Annotated in this window: 9 protein-coding genes; 1 reads left to right on the plus strand and 8 read right to left on the minus strand. The window is 63.9% G+C overall.

Annotated features, from left to right (window positions below):
• Positions 1-9: 9 nt before the first annotated feature.
• Genes HLH25_RS03870 through HLH25_RS03880 form a run of 3 tightly spaced genes read right to left on the minus strand, consistent with a single transcriptional unit; the run spans position 10 to position 5,400 of the window.
• Positions 10-3,174 carry an error-prone DNA polymerase gene (locus HLH25_RS03870; protein ID WP_182972818.1) on the minus strand — a complete coding sequence of 1,055 codons (3,165 nt, stop codon included), beginning with the start codon at positions 3,172-3,174 and terminating at the stop codon, positions 10-12.
• On the minus strand, positions 3,171-4,685 hold the full coding sequence (locus tag HLH25_RS03875) for a DUF6504 family protein (RefSeq protein ID WP_456305499.1): 1,515 nt from the start codon (positions 4,683-4,685) through the stop codon (positions 3,171-3,173). The genes HLH25_RS03870 and HLH25_RS03875 overlap by 4 nt, the downstream gene beginning before the upstream one ends.
• Complete coding sequence (locus HLH25_RS03880) at positions 4,609-5,400, minus strand: ImuA family protein (RefSeq protein ID WP_182972820.1); 792 nt, start codon at positions 5,398-5,400, stop codon at positions 4,609-4,611. Before HLH25_RS03880 ends, HLH25_RS03875 begins: the two co-directional genes overlap by 77 nt.
• Before the next feature lie 205 nt (positions 5,401-5,605).
• On the opposite strand from HLH25_RS03880, the gene HLH25_RS03885 reads away from it, so the two are divergent.
• A complete protein-coding gene (locus HLH25_RS03885; protein ID WP_182972821.1) occupies positions 5,606-7,678 on the plus strand; it encodes an ATP-dependent helicase in 2,073 nt (690 codons plus the stop codon).
• 21 nt (positions 7,679-7,699) lie between these two features.
• Here HLH25_RS03885 and HLH25_RS03890 read toward each other — a convergent pair whose 3' ends face one another.
• The 5 genes from HLH25_RS03890 to HLH25_RS03910 all read right to left on the minus strand — a co-directional run bounded on the left by HLH25_RS03890 (position 7,700) and on the right by HLH25_RS03910 (position 12,776).
• Positions 7,700-7,906: a TOBE domain-containing protein gene (locus HLH25_RS03890; protein ID WP_114728029.1), complete on the minus strand. Its 207-nt coding sequence runs from the start codon at positions 7,904-7,906 to the stop codon at positions 7,700-7,702.
• Between the two features lie 107 nt (positions 7,907-8,013).
• Entirely contained in the window at positions 8,014-9,021 is a 1,008-nt protein-coding gene (galE, locus tag HLH25_RS03895) for a UDP-glucose 4-epimerase GalE (protein ID WP_182972822.1), read from the minus strand.
• A gap of 36 nt (positions 9,022-9,057) precedes the next feature.
• Entirely contained in the window at positions 9,058-10,521 is a 1,464-nt protein-coding gene (locus HLH25_RS03900) for a mannose-1-phosphate guanylyltransferase/mannose-6-phosphate isomerase (RefSeq protein WP_182972823.1), read from the minus strand.
• Between the two features lie 200 nt (positions 10,522-10,721).
• On the minus strand, positions 10,722-11,789 hold the full coding sequence (locus HLH25_RS03905; RefSeq protein WP_246401173.1) for a glycosyltransferase family 8 protein: 1,068 nt from the start codon (positions 11,787-11,789) through the stop codon (positions 10,722-10,724).
• Between the two features lie 210 nt (positions 11,790-11,999).
• On the minus strand, positions 12,000-12,776 hold the full coding sequence (locus tag HLH25_RS03910; protein ID WP_182972824.1) for a glycosyltransferase family 25 protein: 777 nt from the start codon (positions 12,774-12,776) through the stop codon (positions 12,000-12,002).
• Between the last annotated feature and the right edge of the window lie 27 nt (positions 12,777-12,803).

Genomic DNA, 12,803 nt, shown 5'->3' on the forward strand with positions numbered 1-12,803 from the left:
AGCCCCGGTTTAGTGAAAATTTCTCGATTTCACGAGAACGCTCTCAGCTTGCGGCTCTTTATCCGCCCCGATGGCTCCGCCTGCGCCCCGATTGCCGACATCGGTCAGAAGATCGGAAAGATCCGTGATCTCGCGCGCCACGAGATGCACGACATCCCCTTCTTTCTGCACATTTCCCGTGACGGCGAGCATCTGCCCCGCCATGACCCGGCTGCGATACCGATCGAACAGATCCCGCCATATAATGACGTTCAACGCGCTGGTTTCATCTTCCAGCGTCAGGAACACCACCCCCTCAGCCGAACCGGGGCGCTGGCGCACCAAAACCAGCCCCGCCGCCATCAGGCGCCTGCCATCCCTGGATTCGATTGCCTGCCGGCAGGACACGATACCCATCCGGCGCAGGTCGTCACGCAGAAAGGCGACCGGATGGTCGCGCAGGGTCAGGCCGATGCGGTTGTAATCCCGCGTCACCTCGGCCCCCTCACGCATCGGCTGGAGCCGCACAGCGGGTTCATTCGCCTCCCGCGCGACAGAGGCTGCCGCGAACAGCGGCAAGGGCTCGTCACGCAACGCCTTGATCGCCCACAGCGCCTCGCGCCGTGGCAGGCCAAGGCCCGGCCGGAACGCATCGGCCTCGGCCAGATGCGTCAATGCCGCCCCCCTGACCTCTGCCCTGCGCCAGAGATCATCGACTGACGCGAAGGGGCGTTGCCCCCGGACGCCCACAATGCGCGCCGCATCCTTCTCGGTCAGGCCCTTGACCAGGCTCATCCCCAGCCGGACGGCGAAACACCCTTTTTTCGTCGCCGGTCCTTCCAGCGTGCTGTCCCAGCGCGAGGCATTGACGCAGACCGGCCGCACCTCGACCCCATGTTCCCGCGCATCGCGCACCAGTTGGGCCGGCGCATAGAACCCCATCGGCTGGGAATTGAGCAGTGCGGCCAGGAACACATCGGGGTGCTTGCATTTCATCCAGGACGAGGAGTAGGCGAGGATCGCAAAGCTGGCGGCATGGCTCTCCGGAAAACCGTAAGACCCGAAGCCTTCGAGCTGCTGATAGATCCGCTGCGCAAAGGCTTCGGAATAGTTTTTCTTCTTCATCCCCTCGATCAGCCGGGACTGAAACTGCGACATATTGCCGGTATGCTTGAACGTGGCCATGGCCCGTCGCAACTGGTCCGCCTCTCCCGCCGAAAAATCGGCGCAGACCATTGCCACCTGCATCGCCTGTTCCTGAAACAACGGAATACCGAGCGTTTTCTTCAGCACGTTTTTCAGCTCCGGCGTCGGATACTCTTCCTCTTCCAGTTTTTCACGGCGGCGGAGATAAGGATGGACCATATCGCCCTGGATCGGCCCCGGCCGGACGATGGCGACCTCGATCACCAGATCATAGAATTCACGCGGCTTCAGACGCGGCAGCATGGACATCTGGGCGCGGGATTCGATCTGGAACACGCCAATCGTATCCGCCTTGCAGATCATGTCGTAGGTCTCGGCATCCTCGGCCGGAATGGTGGACAGCGTGACATGCTCGCCTTTATGCTCGGCCAGCAGATCGAGCCCCTTCTTCATGCAGGTCAGCATGCCCAGTGCCAGGCAATCGACCTTCATGAATTTCAGGACACCGATATCGTCCTTGTCCCATTCGATGATCTGGCGATCGTCCATCGCCGCCGGCTCGACCGGGACCAGCTCGTCCAGCCGGTCATGGGTCAGCACGAAGCCCCCCGGATGCTGGGAGAGATGGCGCGGCACGCCGATCAGGCAGCAGGCCAGATCGAGCGTCAGCCGGATGCGCCGGTCGGACAGATCGATGCCGGTATCCCTGAACAACGCGGGGTCCGCTTCCTTCGACCAGCCCCAGATCTGGCCGGACAGCGTGCGGATCAAATCTTCCGGCAAGCCCATGACCTTGGCGACATCGCGCAATGCGCCCTTGGCGCGATAACGGATCACCACCGCCGTCAGGGCCGCCCGATTGCGGCCATAATGGCCGTAGACCCACTGGATCACCTCCTCGCGCCGCGCATGTTCGAAATCGACATCGATATCGGGCGGCTCGCGCCGCGCCTCGGAAACGAACCGTTCAAACAGCAGATTATTGCGCGCGGGGTCGATGGCGGTGATGCCCAGCACGTAGCAGACCGCACTATTGGCCGCCGATCCCCGCCCCTGACACAGAATGTCCTGGGAACGGGCATGGCGGACGATACTGTTCACAGTCAGGAAATAGGGTGCGTACTGCATGCGCCCGATCAGGGCCAGCTCATGCTCCAGGCTTTTCCTGACCGTATCGGGAATCCCTTCGGGATAGAATTTTCCAGCCCCTTTCCAGGTCAATGCCTCCAGCGCCTGCTGCGGCGTCTGCCCCGGCACCGACACCTCGTCGGGATATTGGTAGGCCAGGTCTTCCAGGCTGAATGTGCAGCGCTCCACGATCTCGATCGTGCGGTCGATCGCCTCGGGATAGCGGCCGAACAGACGCGCCATCTCGTGAGGCGGCTTGATATAGCGATCGGCGTGGCGCTCCCGTGCGAACCCGGCCTCGTCTATGGTGGTATTATGTCGAATGCAGGTCACGACATCCTGCAAAACGCGCCGATCATGCGTGTGAAACAGCACATCGTTGGTCACCACCGTCGGCACCCGCGCCCGATGCGCCAGGCCGGCCAGTTCATACAGCCGCATCTGATCATTGGGCCGCCGTCGCAGCGTCAGCGTCATAAAGGCCCGATCATGAAACGCGGCCTTCAGCATCCGCAGATGCTGCGCGCAGTCCTCATCCGCCCTGTCCGGAATCAGGAGAACGAGCGACCCCTCGCCCCAGGAGACCAGATCCTCCCACAGCAGATGGCATCCTCCCTTCCCTGCCCGCGTCTTGCCGATGGTCAGCAGGCGGCACAGGCGGCCATAGGCGGCCCGATCGGTCGGATAGACCAGCACGGGCGAAAAATCGGCCAGGTCGAGGCGACAGCCGACGACGAGCCGTATCCCGGCCTCCTTCGCCGCCACATGGGCCTGCACCATGCCGGCCAGCGTATTCCGGTCGCACAACCCCAGGGCTTCGACCCCCAGCGCCTTCGCCCGCCGGAACAGTTCGGCCGGCGACGACGCCCCGCGCAGGAAGGAAAAATAACTCGTCACCTGCAATTCGGCATAGCGGGTCATCCGAAGATCCCGTGCAGGAACCAGCCCTGCGACCCGGTTTCGCCATGTTCCCCATCGCCGGCCCGGTAGATCCAGAACCGCTCGCCGGATGTATCTTCCACCCGGAAATAGTCACGGGCCGTGGTCAGTTCGGCATCCCCCTTCCACCATTCGCCAAACACGCGCTCCGGCCCGTCGGCGCATCGCACCTTCCGCCGGACACCGCGCCAGATAAAGAAGATCGGCGGCTGATCGGGCAATTCGGCCATGGCGTGCACGGGCTCGGGCCGGGGCAGCAGGCGCATCGGACGCGGCCAGTGATCCGGCCAGTCCTTCGCCTCGTCCGGTGCCAGCGCCGGCACGCGGCAGAAGGAGCGTTCGGGCATGTCGCTTTCGACCGGCATAAAGCGATACAGCGCCTGCGTACCCACGCGGTTGGCCAGACTGTCGATCAGGCCCGAAACATCAGGCTCATCCGCCTCGTCCAGCAACGACATGGCCTGGCGCACGCCCATCGGCTCGGCCCACGACACCGTCAGCACCATCCGTTCGATCCCGAAACCAGGGTCGATCGTCTCGATCTTCTCGCACAAGAGGCGGATCAGCCGTCCGGCGGCCCGCACCGGCTGGGCGGTGGCAATCCGGATCGCCTCGGCGCGGCTGTCTACGCGGTGCAGCAGCAGGTCGAAACACCGGCCCCCCTGCCCGCGCTCTTCCAGCAACTGGCAGAGGGGCGGCACCAGCGTGCCGATCATGCGCGCGATCGTCTCGGCGGCACCGATCGGCTCGGCGAAATTCCGGCTGACCTCTACCGGTTCGACGGGGCGGATCGGGACGATGGCCTCCGCCACCCGCCCGAATGCCTGGTCCAGCCGGCGCGCGACCTCCGGCCCGAAACGCAGTGCCAACGGCGCGCGCGGCATACCGGCAAGCGGGCCGATGCGGGACACGCCAAGAGCATGCAGCCCATCGACGATATCATCGGGCAGGCGCAGTGCCGCGATGGGCAGATCGGCCATCGCGGCGGCCGCCTCGCCGGGGGGTACGACCAGCATCCGTGCCCGCCCGTAGCGCGCCAGCGCATGGGCGGCCCCCAAACTATCGGCAACGGCTGCCTTGGCCGTGACCCCGGTGCGCCGCAGCCGCAGGACCATCGCCGCCAGCATGGCCTGCTCGCCCCCATGCAGGTGATCGGCCCCCGTCGTATCCAGCACAATGCCATCCGGCGGGTCGACGGCCACGACAGGGGCCATGCGGCGCTGGAACCACAGGGCCAATTTTTCCAGCCCCTCGCGGTCCCCCTGTGGATCGGCGTCCATGATGGTCAGATCGGGATACAGCGCCTGTGCCTTGGCCACCGGCGTGCCAGGACACAATCCCGCCTTGCGGGCGACGAGATCGACCGAGCGCACGACCCGGCGCCGTCCTGCACGGCCCACCAGCGCCAGCGCGGCCTCAGGCGCGGGCGCGTCGGCGCCCAACCGCCTCCTGATCCGATCCGTCGGCCAGAACGGCAGGTAGAGCGAGACGATTCTCGACAAGCCCGCTCTGGGCAAGTCTCCCCTGGCCATCGCAGGCCTCCACTTCAAAAATGGCTTCATCCCCGGCCCGTGCCCGGATCAGTTCCAGCCGCCAGCGTGGCCGCCCCACACCGGGCACCGGCAGCGCGACCGATGGCAGAACCGACACCCGCCAGCGCGTGACGCTGGCCGTCGACTGACCGAAATCGGCCGCCCCGGTCGGCCGCCTCCAGCGCCGGAGCGCGATGCCCAGCGCCCCCGAGGTCTCGGCCGCCAGTTGCAGGCGGCGCGACGCCGTCATCGACAGCCGCGCCACTTCCGCCACCACGGCCCCCAGGCCGCCATGTCGCAGCCCCTCCTCAAAACAGGCCAGCACATCCACATCCGACCGGGCCTCGACATAGATGACCCGCCGCCCCGACAGCCCTACCTGCATCAGGGCCGGCGCGAACACATCCTGACGGCTGACGATCCACAGCACTTTTCCCCGCGTGCGCCCCGCGATCCCTGCCGCGAACTGGCCGGCCGCCGCGGCATGAAGGGCATCGCATCCTCCCCCCGCCACTTCATGAAGAGCCCCCAGCATCAGCCCCCCGCCCGGCAACCGGCTGTCGATCTCATCCAGACCGAATGGCAGGACAGCCCGCCTGCGCCCCGAGCGGCCCCCCAGACGACTGATCTGCTCCCGCAGCACCTCCAGCGCGGGACGGGATTCGGATGCGGGCATGTGGCAGGACAGTCCATCCATGGCGTTCCACCGAGGCTTCCCAATCGGTGGACGGGTCATTATGTTCTCTATTTGTTCCATATCAGGGACAGGCGTCAACGACTTTCGCACCGGGCCGCCCTATTTGATCCACAGCGCGCCATGGCGGAAACTACAGGCACTCATCAGGGAATAACCCCATTTTCAGGGCGTTACGGGAGCAATCGTGGCCGACGGATATCTCGACAGGCTGAATGACGCGCAACGCGCCGCCGTGACGCACGGAGTCGCACAGGGTACAGCCCCTCCGGCCGCGCCTCTTCTGGTCATCGCCGGGGCCGGATCGGGCAAGACCAACACGCTGGCCCACCGTGTCGCGCATCTGCTCGTCAACGGTGCCGATCCCCGCCGCATCCTGCTGATGACCTTCTCACGCCGCGCGAGTGCCGAGATGGCACGGCGGGTGGAGCGGATCTGCGCCCAGGTGCTGGGCGACAGGGCCGGCGCGCTGGCCGGTGCCCTGGGCTGGACCGGCACGTTCCATGGGATCGGCGCGCGGATCATCCGCGCCCATGCCGAACAGATCGGCATGGACCCGGCCTTTTCGATCCATGACCGCGAGGATTCCGCCGACCTGATGAATCTGGTCCGGCACGAACTGGGGTTCTCCCGGACCGAAAGTCGCTTCCCGGCCAAAGGCACCTGTCTGGCGATCTATTCCCGCGTGGCGAACGCCGAGCAACCGCTGGCCGATGTGCTGCCGAAGCATTACCCGTGGTGCGCGGGCTGGCAGGAGCAGCTCAAGACGCTGTTCGGCACCTATGTCGCGGCCAAGCAGGCCCAGAACGTGCTGGATTATGACGACCTGCTGCTGATCTGGGCGCAGATGATGGGCGACCCGATCCTGGCCGCCGAAATCGGCGGGACATGGGACCATGTGCTGGTCGACGAATATCAGGACACCAACCGGTTGCAGGCCAGGATCCTGCTGGGCATGAAGCCCGACGGCGCGGGGCTGACCGTCGTGGGCGACGATGCCCAGAGCATCTATGCCTTCCGGGCCGCGACGGTGCGCAACATCCTCGATTTCCCGTCCGCCTTCCCTACCCCGGCCACCGTGCTGACGCTGGAGCGCAATTATCGTTCCAGCCAGCCGATCCTCGCCGCCGCCAACGCGGTGATCGAACGGGCCTCCGAACGGTTCACCAAGAATCTGTGGACCGACCGCGCATCCGACGCCCTGCCCCGCCTGGTCTGCGTGAAGGACGATTCCGACCAGGCCCGCTATATCGTCGAACGGGTGCTGGAAGACCGCGAACAGGGCACGATGCTGAAGCAGCAGGCGGTGCTGTTCCGCGCCGCGCACCATAGCGGCTCACTGGAAGTCGAACTGACGCGGCGCAACATCCCGTTTGTGAAGTTCGGCGGGCTGAAATTTCTCGACAGCGCCCATGTCAAGGACGTGCTGGCCATGCTGCGCTTTGCGGAAAACCCACGCGACCGGGTCGCCGGGTTCCGGGTGATGCAGTTGCTGCCCGCCGTAGGCCCGACCTCGGCCCGGCGTGTGCTGGACGCCATGCAGGACGCGCCGGACCCGATCGCCGCCCTGATGCAGGTCAGGGCACCGGCGCGTGCGGGCGAAGGCTGGGCCGGATTTGTCGACACGATGCACGGCCTGCGCAACCGCACCGCCGGCTGGCCGTCGGAAATCGGCCTGATCCGCCACTGGTATGAACCCCATCTGGAACGATTGCATGAGGACGCGACCACCCGCCTGTCCGACCTGCGGCAACTGGAACAGATCGCGGGCGGCTATCCGTCCCGCGAGCGGTTCCTGACCGACCTGACGCTGGACCCGCCGGACGCGACTTCCGATCAGGCCGGCGTGCCGCTGCTGGATGAAGATTACCTGATCCTCTCCACCATCCATTCCGCCAAGGGGCAGGAATGGCGGAGCGTCTTCGTCCTCAACACGGTCGATGGGTGCATCCCCTCCGACCTCGGTACCGGTGAAACCGAGGAGATCGACGAAGAACGCCGCCTGCTCTACGTCGCCATGACACGGGCGAAGGACTCCCTCGACCTGATCGTGCCGCAGCGTTTTCACGTCCACGGACAGCATGGCATGGGCGACCGGCATGTCTATGCCGCGCGAACGCGCTTTATCGACCCGGCCATGCTGCCCCTCTTCGAAACACGCGCCTGGCCGGTCGTCACGCCGGAGGATGCAAAACGCCGGAACGCGGCAAAACAGGTCCGCATCGACATGGCCGCACGGCTACGCGACATGTGGGGGTAGAGCCGGCCGACGTGTCGCGCTCTATTTACCCACCATCACGTCCGATGCCTTGATAACGGCATAGGCTTCATCGCCAACCGCCAAGGCGAGATCGTCGATCGCCTCGTTCGTGATCGCCGAGGTGATCACGACGCCCCCGCCGATATCAATCGTCACATGGCCGGTGGTCTGGCCTTTGGTCACCGCCGTGACCGTGCCCTTGATCTGATTGCGCGCGCTCAGTTTCATGCCGTCTCTCCCTGGGTATCGTTTCCTGCGTGGCCGACCTGACCCGCGCGCATGCCCGGATCACGGCCGGAATGGCCGCTGCATGGGCCGACCGGCCGTCGCCGCGCTTATCCGCCTTGGACGGGACCATATCCATGGGGGTGTTCCAGGCGCCAGCGGTAAGCCGTAGCGACGATCTCGTCGAGTTCCACGAAGCGCGGCGTCCAGCCGGTTTCCCGCCGCAGACGGTCGGCGCCCGCGACCAGCCGGGCGGGGTCGCCTGGGCGGCGGGGCGCCAGATGCCACGGCACCACACGCCCGGTCACCCGCTCCACGCTGCGGATCACCTCCATGTTCGAATGCCCTCGCCCGGTGCCGACGTTATAGACCACGCTGCGATCATGGATCGCATCCAGCGCCGCCAGATGGGCATGGGCCAGGTCCGTGACATGGACATAGTCGCGGATGCAGGTTCCGTCGGGCGTCGGATAGTCGTCGCCGAACAGATGCAGCGCCTCCCTCCGCCCCAATGCCGCATCGATCACCAGCGGGATCAGATGGGTCTCCGGCCGATGGTCCTCCCCGAGCCGCCCGTCGGGATCGGCGCCGGCGGCATTGAAATAGCGCAGGCACGCGCTGCGCAGCCCATGAATCCGGTCGGCCCACAGCAGGGCACGCTCCACCATATGCTTGCTTTCGCCATAGGGAGAACCGGGAACGATCGGCGTCGCTTCCGTGATCAGCGCATCCTCCGTCTGCCCGAACAGCGCCGCCGTCGAGGAAAACACGAAACGCTTCACGCCATGGCGGATGCAGGCGTCGATCAGCGTGAAGCCCAGCCCCCCATTGGCTTCCATGTAGCGCAGCGGGTGCTGCATGCTCTCCCCCACCAGCGACAGCGCCGCGAAATGCAGCACCCCGGCCCACGGGCCGCTGGCCAGGATCGTATCGACCAGCGCGCGGTCCGCCAGGTCGCCCTCGACGAACGTCACCCCGTCGGGCACCGCCTCCCGATGCCCCGTCCGCAGATTGTCGAACACCAGCACATCATGCCCCGCATCCCGCAGGGCGGCGACCACATGGCTGCCCACATAGCCCGCCCCACCGGTCACCAGAAAACGGGATCGTTCTGTCATCTTCGCTGCCTCGACTTCTCTTGCAATCTGTAACCATCAGGTCCGGTTATAGGTGTCCTCGAAGCGGACGATATCATCCTCTCCCAGATAGGACCCGGTCTGGATCTCGATCAGCACCAGCGGGATCCGGCCCGGATTTTCCATCCGATGGGTGCATTCCTGCGGCAGGTAGATGCTCTCGTTCTCATGGACGGTGATCTGCTCGGCATTGCGCGTCACCAGCGCCACGCCACTGACGACCACCCAATGTTCCGCCCGATGGTAATGTTTCTGGAGCGACAGCTTCTCGCCCGGCATCACGACGATGCGTTTCACCTGGAAGCGCGCATCCTGGATCAGGCTCTCATAGAAGCCCCATGGCCGGTAGCACCGGTTATGGGCCTCCGCCTCCTTGCGCCCCTGGGCCTGCAGCCGGGTCACGATCTTCTTCACGTCCTGCGCCCGGCTCTTCTGCGTCACCAGCACGGCATCACGGGTCGTCACCACCACGACATCATCGAGCCCGACAACGGCGGTCAGGATCTCGTCCGACCGAACGTAGCTGTCATGCACCCCTTCCAGGCAGACATGACCCTGCGTCACGTTGCCCGCGCCGTCCTTCTCGCCGATATCCCACAGCGCATTCCAGCTTCCGATGTCGGTCCAGCCGAAATCTCCGGCGATGACCGCCGCGTGGTCGGTATGTTCCATCACCGCGTAATCGAAGGAAATATCCGGCGCCGAGAGAAACGACGCCGGGTCGAGGCGCTGGAAGATCAGGTCGCCGGTGCGACGCTCCACCGCCTGCCGCACAGGCGCCAGCACCACCGGAGCATGGACTTCCATTTCCTGGAGCAGGGTGTGCGCCGTAAAGACGAACATCCCCGAATTCCACATATACTTGCCCGACGCCACCAGTTCGGCGGCGGTCTCCGCATCCGGCTTCTCGATAAACCCGGCGACCGTGCTGACCTCGGGCAGTCTGGCCAAAGGTTGGCCGGCCTCGATATAGCCGTAACCGGTTTCCGGCCGGGTCGGATGCATGCCGAAGACGACGATATGGCCCCGCTGCGCCGCAGCCGCCGCCACCGGCAGAAGCTGTTCCAGCGTTTCCGGCCGGGTCATCACCGCATCGGCCGCCATGATCCACAGCACCGCATCCGGATTGCTTTCCGCGGCCAGCAGGGCCGCGGCGGCAATCGCCGGCGCGGAGTTGCGACCGGCCGGTTCCAGCACGATCCGCGCGTTCTCGATCCCTGCCTCGCGCAGTTGCTCGGCAATCAGAAAGCGATGGTCGTGGTTGCAGATCACGATCGGGGCCGCGAACATCGCCCCAACCCCACGGCACGCCGTCTCCTGCAGCATCGTCCGGTTCCCTACCAGCGACCAGAGCTGCTTCGGATAGCTCGCCCGCGACAGCGGCCACAGCCGGCTCCCCGTTCCGCCAGACAGAATGACCGGAACAATCTTCGTCGTGCTCGCCGCCTGCGCGCCAATCACCGGAAGCGTCGTGTCAGACATGGCATCCTCCTTTTGCTCTATTCAGCCACAATATCATCTCGGAAACCGACGATCTCGCCACATGATCATAATCGGGGTGTCACGCCTTCATCCGATCATGCGATCTCATCTGCACGCGGAAGAAAGCTGGAGTGCATATGAAAAAACGACGCTGCACCATGGAACGATCTCCGCCATCCCGGACGGTTCTCTCAACGGTGTCAGAAGGATGCCTCGACGGAAGGTGTCAGGACAGACTGGACCGCCCCTACATCCCGTCCGGATGCCCCCTGCAAGGCTTGCGACTGTTTCAATCTGCCCTCATAAGCAAGAATACGCCGTCTTTTCGCGCCAAACCCCCATGTGACCATCGCGTGCAAGCGCTTATAACGCTGCTGAAGATGATAGCGGAACCAGGTCGTGCGTTTCATACGGCGCCAATATCGCGCCGTTTCCGGATAAGCGGACGCCACCTTGCCATAGACCGCGGAGGCTTCAGCGTTCCAGGGTGGAAAAGCGCCTTCCCACGGCTTCGGCCGTGACATGTAATGGACGATTCGTGGCCGTATAACGGAAAGAACGCGAATACTATTCATATATACCGGAAAATTCCATGCCAGCGACATCGAAAGACAGTGCGGCAGACCAACGAGGTTCAAAACATCCTGATCGGGAAAACGCGATGCGCCGGACTGGCCGGAAAACATCTTCCATGCTTCGGCTCCGATACGCGCCCATCCGTTGCGCTCCGCATAGATCACGCCGGAATTAAAATACCGGCATGCGTCGACCGACGAGAGCCCAAGCGACGCAAAATGCGCCGCGATGGTACGACTCAGCCGGTCCGAATCGTCTCCCACGAATGTCATCGGATCGGCGGCGGCGTAAAACATCCCGTAAGGAACGGGATTCAGCAACAGGTCGTCCAGCGGACCACGGATCTGGGTATCGCCGTCCACATAAAGAAAAAAATCATAATGTTTCGGGAGAAGGTCCGCCAGAAACAGCCGTGCCAACATGGCGGGAGCGCCTCCGATATCGGCCTCGCTTCGGGTCAGAAACACGATATCCGCGCGTGCGCAAGCCTCGGCGAAAATCACTTCGGCGACCGGATCGATCCCGAATGCGATAATGACGATATCCGCCAGATCGCGCGGCGTGAACCGACGCGCCTGCAACGCGCTGACGAAGCTCGGAAAGAGATAAGATTGATCCGGCGTGTAGCAGACACAGATTCTTCGCATATCCTCGGGCTTCCGTTCGATTTGCGCGGGCTCTCGGGTTCGCATCGGATCATGCTCTCCTAATGGCGTTCGATCACACAGAGGGATTGGAACAAGTCGATGAATCCGGCTTCCACTCCTTGCCACGGCCACGAGGTTTCGACGCATGACCTGGACATAAACGTTCTCGATTGCGATTGGATGTCACGTATTTTTCATCACATCATTTTAGAAATGATTTTCTCGACGAGTATCGGCCGCCACGTCTCGGAGTCTTCATTGGTTTCGATAGTCGAACACGGATTGAGACCGATCCCGTCCGTTTATTTTCACCCTTGGCCCGGCCGTACGGTATACGCGCCCACGAATACGCTCGATGACACGGCCGCCATAATAGCGAGCGCTTTCAAGATGCGTAGGCTCCCGATCGGCGCGTCGGTCGACGACCGAACTTGGCACCGACAGTTCAAGGGCCGTCGGCGGGACGATCCCGGCAACGGGAATGCCGGTTGCCCATGGACGCTCCATCTCGACATCGATCGGTCGGGAGAGCCGCCGGAAATTCCGTACGAAACGCTCGGCCGCATGGCGGGTCAAAAGATAGATCTGCGTCCCGAACTGCTGCGTCTGATATTGCACCACATGACGGTCCCATATCGGATAATTTTTCTCTGCGACATGGAATTTTGCCGGGAACCGTCCGAAGAACTTGAGGAAATGCACGCCCTTCGACGCCCAGTCGACCTCTGTCAGATGCAGTGTGACGGGCCAGTCGACGTAAACGTCGTCTTCAACGACCAGGATCTGGTCTGCCGTCGGGTCGGCAAGAAGCGCCTGCCATGCCCGGACATGGCTGCAATAGCACCCGATCTCGCCCGGCGCGAGCGCGCGCTTTATGTGCGCCCATGCCACGTCGAGATCATATTCGAACCCTTCGGCCAGACCGGTGGATGCATCGAAGAATTCCCACTCCACCCCAGCGGGAGGACGATGAAACGTGTCGCGTCGGGCACTACCTGCAACGCTGATCACGCGAATGAGCGTTTTTGTCATCCGTTTCCTCGATCAAGAACATAATCT

The sequence above is a fragment of the Gluconacetobacter dulcium genome (assembly GCF_014174165.1).
GTDB classification, from domain to species: Bacteria; Pseudomonadota; Alphaproteobacteria; order Acetobacterales; family Acetobacteraceae; genus Gluconacetobacter; species Gluconacetobacter dulcium.

Coding starts and splice junctions, on each gene's coding strand:
- HLH25_RS03870 (WP_182972818.1), bottom strand. CDS start 3,174: ATGACCCGCTATGCCGAATTGCAGGTGACGAGTTATTTTTCCTTCCTG.
- HLH25_RS03880 (WP_182972820.1), bottom strand. CDS start 5,400: ATGCCCGCATCCGAATCCCGTCCCGCGCTGGAGGTGCTGCGGGAGCAG.
- HLH25_RS03890 (WP_114728029.1), bottom strand. CDS start 7,906: ATGAAACTGAGCGCGCGCAATCAGATCAAGGGCACGGTCACGGCGGTG.
- galE (WP_182972822.1), bottom strand. CDS start 9,021: ATGACAGAACGATCCCGTTTTCTGGTGACCGGTGGGGCGGGCTATGTG.
- HLH25_RS03900 (WP_182972823.1), bottom strand. CDS start 10,521: ATGTCTGACACGACGCTTCCGGTGATTGGCGCGCAGGCGGCGAGCACG.
- HLH25_RS03905 (WP_246401173.1), bottom strand. CDS start 11,789: ATGCGAACCCGAGAGCCCGCGCAAATCGAACGGAAGCCCGAGGATATG.
- HLH25_RS03910 (WP_182972824.1), bottom strand. CDS start 12,776: ATGACAAAAACGCTCATTCGCGTGATCAGCGTTGCAGGTAGTGCCCGA.